This window comes from Streptococcus urinalis 2285-97 (genome assembly GCF_000188055.2).
Taxonomy (GTDB): domain Bacteria; phylum Bacillota; class Bacilli; order Lactobacillales; family Streptococcaceae; genus Streptococcus; species Streptococcus urinalis.
In genome coordinates, this window is record NZ_AEUZ02000001.1 from 490414 (window position 1) to 507500 (window position 17087).

The window sequence follows — 17087 nt, forward strand, 5'->3', positions numbered from 1 at the left end:
GGATGAATTGTCACTATATCCTATTCGAACAAGTTTATGGAAAGATATTTTTAAAGAGTTATCATTGGTTGGTTTCTTTACTAGTAATAGTTCTTGGAATATCTGGTTAATGACAGTTGTCATAAATTATAGTTATACTCGTTCTCTTACCAAACAATACCCATCACTTAATGCCTATCTTAAAAATAACCGCAAGCGACGCAATTGAAAAGAATTGTTATAATGAAAATAGCTTTCGATTTGTTGCTAATTATAAAATGGATAAAATATACACTAAATCATTGTAATCAAAATGTAGTTTGATTAAATAACTTATTATATAGAGAAAGGAATAATAAGCTCATAACTTTTATGGCATAGAGGTTCATGAGCTTGAAATCATTATGACAAAATTATTATTTATGGGTACTCCAGAGTTCTCAGCTACTGTATTAAGAGGTTTGCTTTTAGATGGTCGTTATGAGATATTAGCAGTTATTACACAACCTGATAGGGCAGTGGGGCGTAAAAAGCAAATTAAGATGACCCCTGTTAAGGAAGTTGCTCTTGAACATAACATTCCTATTTATCAACCAGAAAAATTATCAGAGTCAAAAGAACTTGATGAGATAATGTCTTTAGGTGCCGATGGCATTGTTACAGCAGCATTTGGACAGTTTTTACCAAGTAAGTTACTCAATTCAGTTACTTTTTCAGTCAATGTCCATGCTTCTTTACTTCCCAAATATCGAGGTGGTGCACCTATTCATTATGCGATTATTAATGGTGAAAAAGAAGCAGGCGTTACTATCATGGAAATGGTAAAAGGAATGGATGCAGGAGATATGGTCGCAAAAGCTAGTATCTCTATAGAAGATACTGATAATGTTGGTACTATGTTTGAAAAATTAGCTGTGGTTGGTAGAGATTTATTATTGAAGACATTACCAGATTACATTTCTGGAAATATAGCACCTGAAAAACAAGATCATACTAAGGCAACTTTTTCACCTAATATCTCACCTGAAGAAGAACGTATTGATTGGCATGGAAATGCAAGACAAATTTTCAATAAAGTAAGAGGGATGAATCCATGGCCAGTGGCTCATACCTTATTAAATGGTGAACGTTTTAAAATTTACCAAGTTAAAGAAGTAAAAGGTCAAGGACAAGCAGGTCATATTATTGCAAAAACGAAAGATCAATTGATTGTTGCAACTGGTCAAGGAGCAGTTGCACTAGAAGTTGTTCAACCAGCAGGAAAACCCAAAATGTTGATTAAAGATTTCCTTAATGGGCTAGGGAGACAATTAGAAGTAGGTGATTCTTTTGGCCAATGATTGGAAAAGGTGGACAAGAGGACAAGCTTTGGCTATTATTGAGTCTATTTTTGAAGAGGATGCTTATTCTAACATTGCTCTAAATCAGTGGTTAAAAGCTAGTCAATTGTCAGAAAAAGATAAAAGCTTAGTGACTGAAATTGTTTATGGAACAGTTGCAAGAAAAATGACCCTAGAATGGTATTTGTCACATTATATTGAGGATAGAGAAAAGATTGAAAAATGGGTTTATTATTTATTATTGCTAAGTCTATACCAGATTATTTATTTGGATAAAATACCCAACCATGCGGTTGTCAATGAAGCTGTTAATATTGCAAAAAATAGAGGCAATAGAAAGGGTGCAGAAAAGTATGTCAACGCCATCCTTAGAAAAATAACGCAAGAAGAACTTCCAGATATTCATTCTATTAAAAGGAAGAATAAGAAATACTCTATTTTATATTCTATCCCAGTTTGGTTAGTTAAAAAGTTAATGGATCAGTTTGGTGAACAACGCGCCAAAGCTATTATGGAAAGCTTATTTCAAAGGAGTAAAGCTAGTATACGAGTAACTGATGTCTCTAAACTTGAAAGTATTCAGACCCTGACAAATACTCAAAAATCACAACTTTCAACTGTTGGTCTTGTTAAAGAACATGGAAATTTCTCAACTGATGCCTTATTTCTGAAAGGGGAAATAACCATTCAAGACGAAAGTAGTCAATTGGTAGCTCCAACTTTAAAGATTGAAAATAATGATATTATTCTTGATGCCTGTAGTGCACCTGGTGGAAAAACCGTTCACATGGCTTCTTATTTAACAAATGGTCGAGTAATAGCTTTAGATTTATACCAACATAAACTTAATCTTGTCAATGATAATGCTAAAAGACTTCATCTTAGCGATAAAATAGAAACAAAACAATTAGATGCTAGAAAAGTTCATGAAGTATTTTCTGCTGACAGCTTTGATAAGATACTAGTAGATGCTCCTTGTTCTGGAATTGGATTGATAAGGCGAAAACCTGATATTAAGTACCAAAAATCAACATTGGATTTTCAAAATCTACAAGCAATCCAGCTAGAGATATTGTCTAGTGTTTGTCAAACCATTAAAAAAGGTGGTATAATAACCTATAGCACTTGCACAATCTTTGATGAAGAAAACTTCCAAGTTATTAATTCTTTCTTGGAAACACATCCAAATTTTGAACAAGTAAATTTAAATCATAGACAAAAAGATATTGTGAGAGACGGTTGTATTGCCATTACACCTGAGCAATATCAAACAGATGGTTTCTTTATTGCACAAGTAAAACGCGTCTGGTAATATCTAGGAGGAACTGACATCGTCAGAAAAAATATTATGAAAATTTCACTTATAACAGATATTGGGCAGAAACGCTCAAATAACCAAGATTTTATCAATAAATTTGATAACAAAAGCGGTATTACTTTGGTCGTTTTGGCTGATGGTATGGGCGGACATAGAGCTGGAAATATCGCTAGTGAGATGACTGTGACAGATCTTGGTCGCGAATGGGTAAGTACAGAATTTACAGAATTAAGTCAGATTAGAGATTGGATGCTTGTTACTATTGAAGCTGAGAATCAAAAAATTTATCAATTAGGACAATCTGATGATTATAAAGGTATGGGGACAACTGTTGAAGCAATAGCCTTGGTTGAAGATAGTGCCATCTATGCTCACATCGGAGATTCTAGAATTGGTTTGGTTAGAGCTGATCATTACCAACTGCTAACAAGTGATCATTCATTGGTAAATGAACTTGTTAAAGCTGGTCAAATAACTGAAGAAGAAGCAGCCAGTCATCCACAAAAAAATATTATTACGCAATCTATTGGGCAATCAAATCCTGTTGAATTGGATTTAGGTATTCAATTACTTGAAAAAGATGATTATCTTGTAATCAATAGTGATGGTTTAACCAATATGATTTCAAACACAGATATTGTATCGGTTTTACAATCTGATAGAAGTTTAGATGAAAAAAATCAAGAGTTAATAACTCTTGCAAACCAAAATGGTGGTTTAGATAATATAACAGTAGCCTTGATTCATAATGAAAGTGAGGAAGAATAATGATACAGATTGGCAAATTATTTGCTGGTCGTTATCGTATTCTAAAATCTATCGGACGTGGTGGTATGGCGGATGTATATCTGGCCAATGACTTGATATTAGATAATGAAGAAGTTGCGATTAAAGTGCTTCGAACCAATTATCAAACAGATCAAGTTGCAGTTGCTCGCTTCCAGCGTGAAGCTAGAGCCATGGCAGAATTGAATCATCCTAATATTGTTGCAATCCGTGACATTGGTGAAGAAGACGGTCAGCAATTTCTAGTAATGGAATATGTTGATGGTGCTGATTTGAAAAAATATATTCAAGATCATGCACCACTATCTAATACGGAAGTTGTTAGAATCATGGAAGAAGTTCTCTCGGCCATGAATCTAGCACATCAAAAGGGAATAGTTCATCGAGATTTAAAACCTCAAAATATTTTACTTACGAAAAATGGAACAGTAAAAGTAACAGACTTTGGGATTGCAGTTGCATTTGCTGAAACAAGTCTAACACAAACTAATTCTATGTTAGGTAGTGTACACTATCTATCGCCAGAGCAAGCTAGAGGATCTAAAGCAACAGTTCAAAGTGACATATATGCAATGGGTATAATGCTCTTTGAAATGTTGACAGGTCATATACCTTACGATGGGGACAGTGCTGTAACTATAGCTTTACAACATTTTCAGAAACCACTCCCATCAATTCTAGAAGAAAATAGTAATGTCCCACAAGCTCTTGAAAATGTCGTTATTAAAGCTACAGCAAAGAAGTTGGCAGATCGTTATTCATCGACTTTTGAAATGAGTCGAGATTTAATGACAGCATTAAGTTATAATCGTAGTCGTGAGAAAAAACTTGTTTTTCAAGATTCTGAGAATACTAAACCACTTCCAAAAGTTGTTCCTGTACCAAGTCAGAACAATCCTGATCAATTATTGAAAAAGCAAAAGGGTGCTCAAGAAGAACAAGCTATAAAAGAAGACACGCTAGCTACACCAGTTAATAAACCTAAGAAGCGTAAGAAAAGATTCATAGGAACTTTCTTTAAAGTATTATTTGCCTTATTTACGGTTGGTGTTGCCTTATTTGCCTTTTTAGTATTAACAAAACCTTCAATTGCGACAGTACCAAATGTACAAGGCCTTAGTTTAAATTCTGCCAAGTCAAAAATTACTTCTGCAGGATTAAAAGTTGGTAGCATTAAAGAAGTTGAAAGTAGCAAAATTTCTGAAGGTTATGTGGTCAAAACTAATCCAAGTATTGGTTCTAAAACTCATGAAGGCAATAAAATCAACCTTTATGTTTCAGTAGGGAATTCTAGTTTTGAAATGCCTGATTATACTGGAAAAGATTACAATCAGGCAGTATCTGATTTAGTTGATCAATATGGTGTGAAGAAATCAAAAATTAAAATTAAAAAAGTGGCTACAACTGATTATGATGAAGGAACTGTGATAAGTCAATCACCATCCAAAGGAGACAAATTTAATCCTAATGGTAGTTCAAAAATCACCTTAACAGTAGCTATCAGTGATACCGCAACGATGCCTGCATTGACTGATATGACCTATTCTGATGCTGTTGACACATTAACAAGTCTAGGAATTTCATCTTCTAGAATTAAAGTGTACACTCCAAGTTCAAGTTCTCAAAAGGGTTATGTTGAAGTAAGTTCACCTTCACCTTCAGCTGTTATTAGTAGTCAAACACCTTATTATGGTACAGCTATCAGTACAACTGAAAATACGGAAATTAGTTTATATTTATATTCTGATAATACTTCAGCAAGTCAATCATCAAGTAGTCAAGAAACGAGTTCAACAAGTAGTAGTTCACAATCGTCAACTAGCACATCTAGTTCAACAACAAGTGAAACTTCAGAATCTACTAGTTCAAATGAACAACCTTAAAAAGCACTCTAAGTGCTTTTTTTTCTATTTAAATGATGATGAAAATTCTAATGTTTTTTGTTAAAATAGCAGAGTAAGTGAGGAACCTAATGAAAAAATTTCAGTTTTTTTTACTTGTTGAAATTATCTTATTGGCTTTAGGCATTATGACAATCTTGTCAAATGATGTTTCAAGTTTTATTTTGATACTTGTCTTATTACTTTTGGCATTACGATTTTACAATCAAGATAGTCGGAATAATTTTTTACTAACAATAGGGTTATTATTATTATTTTTAATTATAATGTTAAACCCTTATATTGTCGCAGCAGTTTTACTTGGAATTGTCTATATTGTTTTAAATCATTTTTCACAAGTCAAAAAGAAAAATAGATTTGCTTTGATCAAATTTAAAGAGAGTGAACTAAATGTTCAACCAATTCGTCATCAATGGCTTGGAGCTTCAATCTATCAGAGTGATTATTATGCATTTGATGATATAAATATCATCAGATTTAGTGGAAATGATCAGATTGATTTAACGAAGGTGATTGTTACTGGTAAAGAAAATAATATTATAATTCGAAAAATTTATGGAAAGACTCAAATTGACGTTCCAATTGATGTTGAAGTTAAATTAGAGGTTAGTTCAGTCTATGGTAGTGTTAGGTTTTTTGATTATGATGAATATGATTTAAGAAATGAATCACTTAAATTGTGGAGTAACCAATACGAAAAAAGTCAGCGTAATGTTAAGATTATTCTCAATGTTCTTGCTGGTGATGTTGAGGTGACAAGACGATGAAAAAAAGATATTATTTTTTAATTTGGCTTTACTCAGCAGTGACCATTTTATCGATTACATATATTATTATGGATAATTTTAATATCCATATCAGAACTGTCTTCTCAAATTGGCAGTTATTCATTCAGTTTTTCTTTTCAATTATCTTTTTGATTTTATCTGTAACAGTTTTATTGTTACTACTTTGGGTTGTCTTAGATGACAATAGTAAGCGGATGATAAATCAAAATTTAAGAAGGATTGTAAATAATCAAGCTATTGTAGAAGACTATTCTAATGAGATTAATACCAATTTGGCACGCCTTTCAAAAAAAATGAGTCATCTCACTCAAAAATTACAACGTACTGAAAATACATATATTCAAAATAATCAAGAAATTGTTAAACAAGAAAGAAAAAGGATAGCGCGTGACCTTCATGACACTGTTAGTCAAGAATTATTTGCTTCGTCAATGATTTTATCTGGCTTATCAATGAGTCTTGAAAATCTTGATCAAAAAGAGTTGCAAAATCAAATCTTAACGGTTGAAAAAATGTTACAAAATACTCAAAACGATTTGAGAATTTTACTACTTCATTTGAGACCTACAGAACTTGATCAACGAAGTTTATCTGAAGGATTGGAACTCATTTTAAAAGAGCTTACAGACAAAAGTAATATTTGTGTTACCTATCAAAATAATAGTCAAAGAATTCCAAAACCAATCGAAGATAACTTATTTAGAATTGCCCAAGAATTTATTAGTAATACTTTGAAACATGCTGACGCAAGTCAATTAGAGGTTTACATTCAACAAACAAAGAATGAACTACAGCTGAAAATGATAGATAATGGTAAAGGATTTGATATGGATAAAGTCCAAGATCTAAGCTATGGACTTAAGAATATTGAAGATAGGGTTGATGATATGGCAGGTACAGTTGACTTTTTAAGCCAAATAGGTAAAGGAGTTGTAATGACTGTTAGATTGCCATTGATTAAAGGAGAAAATGATGACAACAATAAAAGTAGTATTGATTGACGATCATGAGATGGTTAGAATGGGACTAAAAAGCTTTCTTAATATGCAATCAGATATAGAAGTCATTGCTGAAGGTGTGAACGGTAATGATGGCATCAAACTAGGGTTAGAGTTGAAACCAGATGTTATCGTTATGGATTTAGTTATGCCAGAAGTAGATGGTGTGGAGGCAACCTTAAGTATTCTAAAAGAATGGTCAGAAGCAAAAATCTTAGTTCTTACATCTTACTTAGATAATGAAAAAATTTACCCTGTCATTGAAGCGGGAGTCAAAGGTTACATGTTAAAAACATCTAGTGCTGCAGAAATCTTAAATGCTATTAGAAAAGTAGCCAATAGACAAGAAGCTATTGAGACAGAAGTTGATAAAAAAATCAAGAACCATCAAGATAATCCAGAATTACATGAAGAATTAACAGCCAGAGAATATGATATATTATATTTATTAGCTAAAGGATTTGATAATCAAACCATTGCTGATGAGTTATATATTTCCTTAAAAACGGTTAAAACACATGTTTCAAATATTTTAGCAAAATTACAAGTTGATGACCGAACTCAAGCAGTTGTTTATGCCTTTAGACATCATTTAGTCCCACAAGATGACAATTAATGGTATAATAAACTTACGATTCTAATGGAGGGTTTAATGGACGCAAAAACAAAATATAAAGCAAAAAAAATTAAAATTGTCTTTTTTGATATAGATGATACATTAAGAGTAAAAGACACTGGTTATATGCCAGAAACCATCAAAACGGTCTTTAAAGATTTAAAATCTAAAGGTATTCTTACTGGAATTGCGTCAGGACGGGCCTTATATGGTGTTGTACCAGAAATTATTGATTTAGAACCAGATTATTTTGTCACTATTAATGGCTCTTATGTTGTCAATCATCAAAAAGAAGAAATTGTCAATCAACCTATCCGCAAAGAAGTTGCACAAGCTTTTGTAGATTGGTGTCAATATATTGGCATTGAATATGGCTTTGCTGGTAAAGACAAACCAGTGGTATCTGCCAGGATTCCACTAATTGATGAAGCCATGGTTCCAGTTTATGGTATTTGTGATGTCGAACCAGATTTTTATTTAACAAATGACGTTTATCATATGTGGACATTTGCTGAAAATAATGCTGACTTGGTGTTACCAGAACATTTATCTAGAGAAGTTAGATTAGTTCCTTGGCATCAACATTCTTCTGATGTTGTAAAAAGTGGTATTTCAAAAGCTTCAGGTGTAGGGCAAGTTTTAGAAAAAGAAGGTATGACTCCTGAAAATGCCATGATGTTTGGTGATGGCTCAAATGATATGGAAATTTTCGATTTTGTTGGCTTGAAAGTAGCTATGGGAAATGCCGTTTCTGAAATTAAAGAAAAAGCAGATTACGTAACAGATAATGTAGAAGGGAATGGCATTTATAATGCCCTTGTTGAACTAGGTATGGTAAATAAAGAATTACATTTTCCACAATTAAATTTGGAAACATTTGAAGCTCCAACTGCAAAAATTAAAACAAACTTAGGAGATATGAGTATTAAGCTCTTTCCAGAACATGCTCCAAAAACTGTTGCCAACTTTTTAGGTTTGGCTAAAGAAGGTTATTATGATGGCATTATCTTCCATAGAATTATTCCAGAATTTATGATTCAAGGTGGTGATCCCACTGGAACTGGTATGGGTGGACAATCTATTTATGGAGATAGTTTTGAAGATGAATTCTCAGAAGAATTGTATAATTTAAGAGGTGCCCTCTCAATGGCAAATGCTGGGCCAAATACAAATGGAAGCCAATTCTTTATTGTTCAAAATACGAAACTCCCATACTCTAAAAAAGAGTTAGAACGTGGAGGGTGGCCAGCAGATATAGCACAAGTCTATTCTGAAAATGGTGGAACACCACATTTAGATCGTAGACATACAGTATTTGGTCAATTAGTTGATGAAGCTTCTTTTGAAACACTTGATAAAATTGCTTCAGTAAAAACAGGCGCTCAAGATAAACCAGTAGAAGATGTTGTCATCACAACAATTGAGGTTAGTGAGTAATGAAAATAGGGGATAAATTAAAAGGAACTGTCACGGGAATCAAACCATATGGTGCCTTTGTTTCCCTTGAAAATAACACAACTGGCTTAATCCATATCTCTGAAATAAAAACTGGCTATATTGATAACATTTCCAAATATTTAACAATTGGACAAGAAGTATTAGTGCAAGTTGTCGATTTTGATGAATACTCACAAAAAGCTAGTTTGTCTTTGAGAACTTTAGAAGAAGATAAACATTATTTATCACATAGACACCGTTTTTCTAATAGCCGATATAAATTTGGTTTTAAACCATTGGAAGAACACTTAGATGATTGGATAGATGATGGTATTACATTTTTACAAAAAGAGAAAAAATAAAAAAGCCTTAAGGCTTTTTTATTTTAATTCTGATATAAAGCAGTAGATAAGTAACGTTCTCCATTATCAGGTAAAATGGCTAGTACTTTTTTACCTTTTCCAAGGTCAATAGCTTTTTGAATAGCTGCATAAATAGCAGCACCAGAAGAAATACCGATTAAGAAACCTTCTTTTTGGCCAAATGAACGACTTGTTTCAAATGCATTGTCGGAAGAAACACGAGCAACACTATCAAATGCTTTTGTATCTAGTGTTTCAGGAACAAAACCAGTTGAAATACCTTGGATTTTATGTGGTCCAGGTTGATCACCAGATAAAACAGCAGATTCATCAGCTTCAACAGCAATTATTTCAGTTGATGGATTTGCTTTTTTAAGTGCATGGGCGACACCTGAAACAGTTCCACCAGTTCCAACACCTGAGATAAATGCATCAAGACCAGTTTCACCAAAATCTTCAAGTATTTCTTGACCCGTTGTTTTTTCATGAATTAATGGATTAGAAGGGTTTTTAAACTGCATTGGGACCCAACCATTTTTTTCTTTTGCAATTTCTTCAGCTTTTGTAATCGCAGCTTTAATGCCTTCACTGCCAGGTGTAAGGATAAGCTCTGCTCCATAAGCTTTTATTAATTTTTGGCGTTCAACACTCATGGTATCAGGCATAACAATAATAACTTGATAGCCTTTAGCAGCTCCAACCCATGCTAAACCAATACCTGTATTACCACTAGTTGGCTCTACGATAGTATCTCCTGGTTTGATTTTTCCTTCTTTTTCCGCGTCTTCAATCATTGCTAATGCAATACGATCTTTTACAGAAGATCCTGGATTGAAAGCTTCCACTTTAACGTAGACATCAGCAGCTCCCTCGGGAACAATATTATTTAATTTTACAATTGGTGTTTTTCCGACTAATTCAGTGATATTTTGATAGATCATTTAAAAACTCCTTTTAGAATTACTATCTCAAGTATAATATCTCTAGAATTGTTTGTAAAATACTAATTATTTATCATAATGATAACTAAATTTAATCGGATGTAATTTTCTCCCTAAAAGGAACTTCGACAATTTTTGAGTTAATTTTTTTATAATCAATTTTTCCATTAAAATAATCATTTAAGTGATGACAAATATTTTCAAATCTATCTTCTTCACAAAAAATAGAAGTGGTAATATGATCAGTAAAATCAGTATCGAATTCGCTCAACTTTTCGCTTTCTAAAAATTGTGAATAGATTTGATATTGATTATAGGACATGACAATTCTTATGCCAAGCAATTCTTTAATTTCAACAATACTATTATTCTCGATAGCATGACTTGTAGCTGTAGAATAGGCTCTAATCAGACCTCCAGTACCAAGTTTAGTACCATCAAAGTAGCGAACAACAACCACAAATACATTTGTTAGATTTTGTTTTTCTAAAACAGATAATATTGGAAGGCCAGCTGTTCCACTAGGCTCACCATCGTCACTAGATCTTTTGATCTCTTGCTTCTCACCAACTACGAGAGCAGAACAAAGGTGATTTGCTTTGTAATGTTCTTTACGAAGTTTATCTAATATTATTTTTGACTCTTCCTCATTATTAATTCGAAAAATATAAGTAATAAATCGAGATTTTTTGATTTCAATTTCACTTTGACTATTTTCTTTCAATGTTTTAAAAGTATTCATAAAAAAAGTTTACACAATTCTTTATTATTTGGCAAAAAAATTCGAATTAATAAGTGATGGAAGAATTAAAGAATTTTTATGGAAGAATTATTTTAAAGCAAGATGTACCAATGCAATATCTATCGTTTTCTAAAGAAATACCGTCGTTTATACTCAAACAAAATCAGTACTATTGTCAAAGGTGTAATAGTATTCCAGAAGATAACCATACCCTTCCTGATGGACAACTCTACTGTCGTGAGTGTCTGATTTTTGGGAGAAATAGTCAAAACATTCCTTTAGTTCAATTTGATTGTCCAAAAGGAATTGGTTCAGACTACCTAGTCTGGATAGGACTTTTAACACCGTTTCAGCAAAAAATTTCGGATAGTCTAACAAAATTAATTTTTGAAAAGAAAAAGATATTAGTACATGCTGTAACCGGAGCTGGAAAAACAGAAATGATTTACCAAGTAGTAAATGAATTTTTAAAAATTGGGAAATGGGTAGCTATTGCAAGTCCTCGAGTTGATGTCTGTTTGGAACTTCATTCAAGGTTATCAAAAGATTTCTCTTGTGGAATTACCTTATTGCATGCTCAGTCTAAAGGCTATCAATGGAACCCCATTATTATTATGACAACTCATCAATTGTTAAAATTTAGAAATGCATTTGATTTATTAATCATTGATGAAGTAGATGCTTTTCCATATGTTGGTAATGATGTCTTACATTTTGCGACTAACCATGCTATCAAAGAAGAGGGATGTCATATTTTTTTGACGGCAACTTCAACAAAAAAATTAGAAAGAGAAATTCAAAAAGGTAGATTATACAAATTGACTTTACCAAGAAGATTTCACGGTAATCCATTAGTGGTACCTAAATTATTTTGCTTAAATAATTTTAAAAATCAATTAGAAAAAGGAAGACTTCCCAAAAAGTTAATTATTGATATTGAGAACCAACGAAAAACAAATTTTCCATTATTATGTTTTGTGCCAACAATTGTATTAGGTGAGCAATTAAAAAAAGTACTTGAAAAATTATTTGAAAAAGAGGCAATTGCATTTGTATGTAGTCAAACTATTAACAGACATGAGATAATCGAATTATTTCGTCTAAAGAAATATTCGATATTGATAACAAGCACCATACTAGAAAGAGGAGTTACTTTTCCAGGCGTTGATGTTTTTGTTTTGGAAGCACACCATTATTTATTTACAAAAAGTTCTCTAATTCAGATTGCAGGAAGAGTTGGTAGATCCATTGAAAGACCGACAGGAAAGCTAAATTTTTATCATAATGGTAAAACGCTAGCTTTAGTAAATGCAATAAAAGATATTAAACAAATGAATAGAAAAGGCGAGCAGATATGAAGTGTATTTTATGTCAAGAATACTGTATACAACCACTAAATATAATGGATTATCTATTAATAAGGAAAGAACAAGCAATATGTTGCCAAAAATGTAAAAACAATTTTGAAAGAGTCAATCCCAATTTTAGCTGTGTTAGGTGTCAGAAAAAAGGAAAGGAAAAGATTTGTTCAGATTGCAAAAAATGGGAAGAAAAAGGATTTATAATCAATCATAAAGCTTTATATTATTATAACGAATCTATGAAAGACTATTTTAAAAAATACAAATTTAATGGAGATTACCTCTTAAAAACTGTTTTTGTAAATGATCTTAAAAAAGCAATAAAGCCGTTTAGTAATTATCAAATAATAACAGTTCCCATTAGTCAATTAACTTTTGAAAAAAGACAATTTAATCAAATGCAAGTTATCCTTGAAGAATGTAATATTCCATTTCTCATTCCATTTATAAAAGTTGAAGGTAACGTACAATCCAAAAAAACTAAAATTGAACGTTTAAATAATAAAAATAGCTATAGACTTCAAAATGAAATGAAAAATAAAATAACAAAAAATATTTTAATTATCGATGATATCTATACCACTGGTGCAACTATAGTGGCATTGATAAAAATTTAAAAAAAATTTGGTGCAAAGAATATAGTGAGTCTTTCAATTGCACGTTAAAACTTGCAAATTTTCATGAAAACGATATAATGAATATAAAGAAAGCGCTTAAGCGCGAGAAAGAGGTATCCTATGATTAAATTCAATATTCGTGGAGAAAATATCGAAGTTACAGACGCAATTCGCGATTATGTAGAATCAAAGCTTACTAAAATTGAAAAGTATTTTAATAACGATCAAGAAATTGACGCTCGAGTTAATCTAAAAATTTACCGTGAAAAAACTGCTAAAGTTGAAGTGACTATACCGCTTGGTTCAGTTACTCTAAGAGCAGAAGATGTTTCACAAGACATGTACGGTTCTATTGATCTTGTTGTTGATAAGATTGAAAGACAAATTCGAAAAAATAAAACAAAAATAGCAAAAAAACATAGAGAAAAAATTCCGACAGGTCATGTTTTTAATGAAGAATTTGAAGATGAAGCAGAAGATGATATTCCTGAAATTAAAGTTGTAAGAACTAAAAACATTACTCTGAAACCTATGGATGTTGAAGAGGCACGTTTGCAGATGGAATTATTGGGACATGATTTCTTTATTTATACTGATTCAGATGATAATACTACCAATATCTTGTATAGACGTGAAGATGGAGATCTAGGACTCATTGAAGCTAAATAGCTAAATAGCTAAATAATAAAAAGTACCAGCATTGCTGGTACTTTTTATTATTTAGAAATCCCTTGACAATGGTAAAGTAGATTTAGTATACTAAATAGGCTGTTGAAGCGGGCGAGTGACAGTTAAGAAAAGGTAAAAAAAGTTCTTGACAAGCTTGTGATGATTTGATAGAATAAAATAGTTGTCTCGAAAGAGGCGAAAGACCTTTGAGAACTGAATAAGACGAACCAAACGTGAGGGTGATATGGAGACATATTACCCGTCAAAGACGAAATAAATCTGTCAGCGACAGAAAGAAAAGAGTAGGAATACTCAAACTTTTAATGAGAGTTTGATCCTGGCTCAGGACGAACGCTGGCGGCGTGCCTAATACATGCAAGTAGAACGCTGAGGTCATGTGCTTGCACAAGACCAAGGAGTTGCGAACGGGTGAGTAACGCGTAGGTAACCTGCCTCATAGCGGGGGATAACTATTGGAAACGATAGCTAATACCGCATGAGAGTTTTTAACACATGTTAGGAACTTAAAAGGAGCAACTGCTTCACTATGAGATGGACCTGCGTTGTATTAGCTAGTTGGTGAGGTAACGGCTCACCAAGGCGACGATACATAGCCGACCTGAGAGGGTGATCGGCCACACTGGGACTGAGACACGGCCCAGACTCCTACGGGAGGCAGCAGTAGGGAATCTTCGGCAATGGGGGCAACCCTGACCGAGCAACGCCGCGTGAGTGAAGAAGGTTTTCGGATCGTAAAGCTCTGTTGTTAGAGAAGAATGGAAGTAGGAGTGGAAAGTCTACTTCGTGACGGTAACTAACCAGAAAGGGACGGCTAACTACGTGCCAGCAGCCGCGGTAATACGTAGGTCCCGAGCGTTGTCCGGATTTATTGGGCGTAAAGCGAGCGCAGGCGGTTCTATAAGTCTGAAGTTAAAGGCAGTGGCTCAACCATTGTTCGCTTTGGAAACTGTAGAACTTGAGTGCAGAAGGGGAGAGTGGAATTCCATGTGTAGCGGTGAAATGCGTAGATATATGGAGGAACACCGGTGGCGAAAGCGGCTCTCTGGTCTGTAACTGACGCTGAGGCTCGAAAGCGTGGGGAGCAAACAGGATTAGATACCCTGGTAGTCCACGCCGTAAACGATGAGTGCTAGGTGTTAGGCCCTTTCCGGGGCTTAGTGCCGCAGCTAACGCATTAAGCACTCCGCCTGGGGAGTACGACCGCAAGGTTGAAACTCAAAGGAATTGACGGGGGCCCGCACAAGCGGTGGAGCATGTGGTTTAATTCGAAGCAACGCGAAGAACCTTACCAGGTCTTGACATCCCGATGCCCGCTCTAGAGATAGAGTTTTACTTCGGTACATCGGAGACAGGTGGTGCATGGTTGTCGTCAGCTCGTGTCGTGAGATGTTGGGTTAAGTCCCGCAACGAGCGCAACCCCTATTGTTAGTTGCCATCATTCAGTTGGGCACTCTAGCAAGACTGCCGGTAATAAACCGGAGGAAGGTGGGGATGACGTCAAATCATCATGCCCCTTATGACCTGGGCTACACACGTGCTACAATGGTTGGTACAACGAGTCGCAAGTCGGTGACGACAAGCTAATCTCTTAAAGCCAATCTCAGTTCGGATTGTAGGCTGCAACTCGCCTACATGAAGTCGGAATCGCTAGTAATCGCGGATCAGCACGCCGCGGTGAATACGTTCCCGGGCCTTGTACACACCGCCCGTCACACCACGAGAGTTTGTAACACCCGAAGTCGGTGAGGTAACCTTTTAGGAGCCAGCCGCCTAAGGTGGGATAGATGATTGGGGTGAAGTCGTAACAAGGTAGCCGTATCGGAAGGTGCGGCTGGATCACCTCCTTTCTAAGGAAATGGAAACGATTGGTCGTCTTATTTAGTTTTGAGAGGTCTTGTGGGGCCTTAGCTCAGCTGGGAGAGCGCCTGCTTTGCACGCAGGAGGTCAGCGGTTCGATCCCGCTAGGCTCCATAGAGTAGCGATACTCTAGGATAGTCCATTGACAATTGAATATCTATATCAAATTCCACGATCTTGAAAAAGATTGTAGAAAAGTAACAAGAAATAAACCGAAAACGCTGTGAATTAACGAGTTTTCAGTTTAAAGAAACTAGGTTAATAAGGTTAAGTTAATAAGGGCGCACGGTGGATGCCTTGGCACTAGAAGCCGAAGAAGGACGTGACTAACGACGAAATGCTTTGGGGAGCTGTAAGTAAGCGCTGATCCAGAGATGTCCGAATGGGGGAACCCGGCAACTAATGGTTGTCATCCATAACTGTTAAGGTTATGAGAAGGAAGACGCAGTGAACTGAAACATCTAAGTAGCTGCAGGAAGAGAAAGCAAACGCGATTGCCTGAGTAGCGGCGAGCGAAACGGCAGGAGGGCAAACCGAGGAGTTTACTCCTCGGGGTTGTAGGACTGCGATATAGGATTAATGATTATAGAAGAATTACCTGGGAAGGTAAGCCAAAGAGAGTAACAGCCTCGTATTTAAAATGATTGATTAACCTTAGCAGTATCCTGAGTACGGCGAGACACGCGAAATCTCGTCGGAATCTGGGAGGACCATCTCCCAACCCTAAATACTCTCTAGTGACCGATAGTGAACCAGTACCGTGAGGGAAAGGTGAAAAGCACCCCGGGAGGGGAGTGAAATAGAACCTGAAACCGTGTGCCTACAACAAGTTCGAGCCCGTTAATGGGTGAGAGCGTGCCTTTTGTAGAATGAACCGGCGAGTTACGTTATGATGCGAGGTTAAGTTGAAGAGACGGAGCCGTAGGGAAACCGAGTCTTAATAGGGCGAAAGAGTATCATGACGTAGACCCGAAACCATGTGACCTACCCATGAGCAGGTTGAAGGTGAGGTAAAACTCACTGGAGGACCGAACCAGGGCACGTTGAAAAGTGCTTGGATGACTTGTGGGTAGCGGAGAAATTCCAAACGAACTTGGAGATAGCTGGTTCTCTCCGAAATAGCTTTAGGGCTAGCGTCGATGTTAAGTCTCTTGGAGGTAGAGCACTGTTTGGGTGAGGGGTCCATCCCGGATTACCAATCTCAGATAAACTCCGAATGCCAACGAGATATGATCGGCAGTCAGACTGCGAGTGCTAAGATCCGTAGTCGAAAGGGAAACAGCCCAGACCACCAGCTAAGGTCCCAAAATAACTGTTAAGTGGAAAAGGATGTGGGGTTGCACAGACAACTAGG

Annotated in this window: 15 protein-coding genes, 1 tRNA gene and 2 rRNA genes (1 of these 18 running past the window's edge); 16 read left to right on the forward strand and 2 right to left on the reverse strand. The window is 35.2% G+C overall.

The window, feature by feature from the left end; genetic code table 11:
- Nucleotides 1-7: 7 nt before the first annotated feature.
- The 10 genes from STRUR_RS11440 to STRUR_RS02455 all read left to right on the forward strand — a co-directional run bounded on the left by STRUR_RS11440 (nt 8) and on the right by STRUR_RS02455 (nt 9525).
- On the forward strand, nt 8-208 hold the full coding sequence (locus STRUR_RS11440; RefSeq protein ID WP_006739148.1) for a hypothetical protein: 201 nt from the start codon (nt 8-10) through the stop codon (nt 206-208).
- A 175-nt stretch (nt 209-383) separates the two neighbouring features.
- The gene (fmt, locus tag STRUR_RS02415) at nt 384-1319 is read left to right on the forward strand and encodes a methionyl-tRNA formyltransferase (RefSeq protein WP_006739491.1); all 936 of its coding nucleotides are present in this window, start codon (nt 384-386) and stop codon (nt 1317-1319) included.
- Entirely contained in the window at nt 1309-2631 is a 1323-nt protein-coding gene (gene rsmB / locus STRUR_RS02420; protein WP_006738933.1) for a 16S rRNA (cytosine(967)-C(5))-methyltransferase RsmB, read from the forward strand. Before fmt ends, rsmB begins: the two co-directional genes overlap by 11 nt.
- Before the next feature lie 36 nt (nt 2632-2667).
- On the forward strand, nt 2668-3405 hold the full coding sequence (locus STRUR_RS02425; RefSeq protein WP_006739689.1) for a Stp1/IreP family PP2C-type Ser/Thr phosphatase: 738 nt from the start codon (nt 2668-2670) through the stop codon (nt 3403-3405).
- A complete protein-coding gene (pknB, locus tag STRUR_RS02430) occupies nt 3405-5306 on the forward strand; it encodes a Stk1 family PASTA domain-containing Ser/Thr kinase (RefSeq protein WP_006739098.1) in 1902 nt (633 codons plus the stop codon). Before STRUR_RS02425 ends, pknB begins: the two co-directional genes overlap by 1 nt.
- Nucleotides 5307-5395: 89 nt before the next feature.
- Nucleotides 5396-6091, forward strand: a complete 696-nt coding sequence (liaF, locus tag STRUR_RS02435) for a cell wall-active antibiotics response protein LiaF (RefSeq protein WP_006738642.1) — start codon at nt 5396-5398, stop codon at nt 6089-6091.
- On the forward strand, nt 6088-7113 hold the full coding sequence (locus STRUR_RS02440) for an envelope stress sensor histidine kinase LiaS (protein WP_006740072.1): 1026 nt from the start codon (nt 6088-6090) through the stop codon (nt 7111-7113). Before liaF ends, STRUR_RS02440 begins: the two co-directional genes overlap by 4 nt.
- Nucleotides 7085-7726: a response regulator transcription factor gene (locus STRUR_RS02445; protein WP_006739571.1), complete on the forward strand. Its 642-nt coding sequence runs from the start codon at nt 7085-7087 to the stop codon at nt 7724-7726. Before STRUR_RS02440 ends, STRUR_RS02445 begins: the two co-directional genes overlap by 29 nt.
- A 36-nt stretch (nt 7727-7762) precedes the next feature.
- Nucleotides 7763-9163, forward strand: coding sequence for a Cof-type HAD-IIB family hydrolase (locus STRUR_RS02450; protein ID WP_006739756.1), 1401 nt, complete (start codon nt 7763-7765; stop codon nt 9161-9163).
- Complete coding sequence (locus STRUR_RS02455; RefSeq protein ID WP_006739454.1) at nt 9163-9525, forward strand: S1 RNA-binding domain-containing protein; 363 nt, start codon at nt 9163-9165, stop codon at nt 9523-9525. The genes STRUR_RS02450 and STRUR_RS02455 overlap by 1 nt, the downstream gene beginning before the upstream one ends.
- A 23-nt stretch (nt 9526-9548) precedes the next feature.
- Here STRUR_RS02455 and cysK read toward each other — a convergent pair whose 3' ends face one another.
- Nucleotides 9549-10466 (reverse strand): cysteine synthase A, encoded by a 918-nt coding sequence (gene cysK, locus STRUR_RS02460; RefSeq protein ID WP_006738535.1) that lies wholly within the window; start codon nt 10464-10466, stop codon nt 9549-9551.
- 91 nt (nt 10467-10557) lie between these two features.
- Nucleotides 10558-11208: a YigZ family protein gene (locus tag STRUR_RS02465; RefSeq protein WP_006740367.1), complete on the reverse strand. Its 651-nt coding sequence runs from the start codon at nt 11206-11208 to the stop codon at nt 10558-10560.
- 56 nt (nt 11209-11264) lie between these two features.
- Here STRUR_RS02465 and STRUR_RS02470 point away from each other — a divergent pair, with 56 nt between their 5' ends.
- The 6 genes from STRUR_RS02470 to STRUR_RS02495 all read left to right on the forward strand — a co-directional run.
- On the forward strand, nt 11265-12566 hold the full coding sequence (locus STRUR_RS02470; RefSeq protein ID WP_006738633.1) for an ATP-dependent helicase ComFA: 1302 nt from the start codon (nt 11265-11267) through the stop codon (nt 12564-12566).
- On the forward strand, nt 12563-13186 hold the full coding sequence (locus tag STRUR_RS02475) for a ComF family protein (protein WP_006740323.1): 624 nt from the start codon (nt 12563-12565) through the stop codon (nt 13184-13186). The genes STRUR_RS02470 and STRUR_RS02475 overlap by 4 nt, the downstream gene beginning before the upstream one ends.
- Nucleotides 13187-13306: 120 nt before the next feature.
- Nucleotides 13307-13855 (forward strand): ribosome hibernation-promoting factor, HPF/YfiA family, encoded by a 549-nt coding sequence (gene hpf / locus STRUR_RS02480; RefSeq protein ID WP_006740469.1) that lies wholly within the window; start codon nt 13307-13309, stop codon nt 13853-13855.
- Nucleotides 13856-14174: 319 nt separating this feature from the next.
- A 16S ribosomal RNA gene (locus STRUR_RS02485) occupies nt 14175-15723 on the forward strand.
- A 51-nt stretch (nt 15724-15774) separates the two neighbouring features.
- Nucleotides 15775-15847: transfer RNA gene (locus tag STRUR_RS02490), tRNA-Ala, on the forward strand.
- Between the two features lie 151 nt (nt 15848-15998).
- Nucleotides 15999-17087 (forward strand): 23S ribosomal RNA (locus STRUR_RS02495); it runs 1821 nt beyond the window's last position.
- The 16S and 23S rRNA genes sit together here with 1 tRNA gene alongside, the layout of an rRNA operon.

Coding starts and splice junctions, on each gene's coding strand:
- fmt (WP_006739491.1), top strand. CDS start 384: ATGACAAAATTATTATTTATGGGTACTCCAGAGTTCTCAGCTACTGTA.
- STRUR_RS02425 (WP_006739689.1), top strand. CDS start 2,668: ATGAAAATTTCACTTATAACAGATATTGGGCAGAAACGCTCAAATAAC.
- pknB (WP_006739098.1), top strand. CDS start 3,405: ATGATACAGATTGGCAAATTATTTGCTGGTCGTTATCGTATTCTAAAA.
- liaF (WP_006738642.1), top strand. CDS start 5,396: ATGAAAAAATTTCAGTTTTTTTTACTTGTTGAAATTATCTTATTGGCT.
- STRUR_RS02440 (WP_006740072.1), top strand. CDS start 6,088: ATGAAAAAAAGATATTATTTTTTAATTTGGCTTTACTCAGCAGTGACC.
- STRUR_RS02445 (WP_006739571.1), top strand. CDS start 7,085: ATGACAACAATAAAAGTAGTATTGATTGACGATCATGAGATGGTTAGA.
- STRUR_RS02450 (WP_006739756.1), top strand. CDS start 7,763: ATGGACGCAAAAACAAAATATAAAGCAAAAAAAATTAAAATTGTCTTT.
- STRUR_RS02455 (WP_006739454.1), top strand. CDS start 9,163: ATGAAAATAGGGGATAAATTAAAAGGAACTGTCACGGGAATCAAACCA.
- cysK (WP_006738535.1), bottom strand. CDS start 10,466: ATGATCTATCAAAATATCACTGAATTAGTCGGAAAAACACCAATTGTA.
- STRUR_RS02465 (WP_006740367.1), bottom strand. CDS start 11,208: ATGAATACTTTTAAAACATTGAAAGAAAATAGTCAAAGTGAAATTGAA.
- STRUR_RS02470 (WP_006738633.1), top strand. CDS start 11,265: ATGGAAGAATTAAAGAATTTTTATGGAAGAATTATTTTAAAGCAAGAT.
- STRUR_RS02475 (WP_006740323.1), top strand. CDS start 12,563: ATGAAGTGTATTTTATGTCAAGAATACTGTATACAACCACTAAATATA.
- hpf (WP_006740469.1), top strand. CDS start 13,307: ATGATTAAATTCAATATTCGTGGAGAAAATATCGAAGTTACAGACGCA.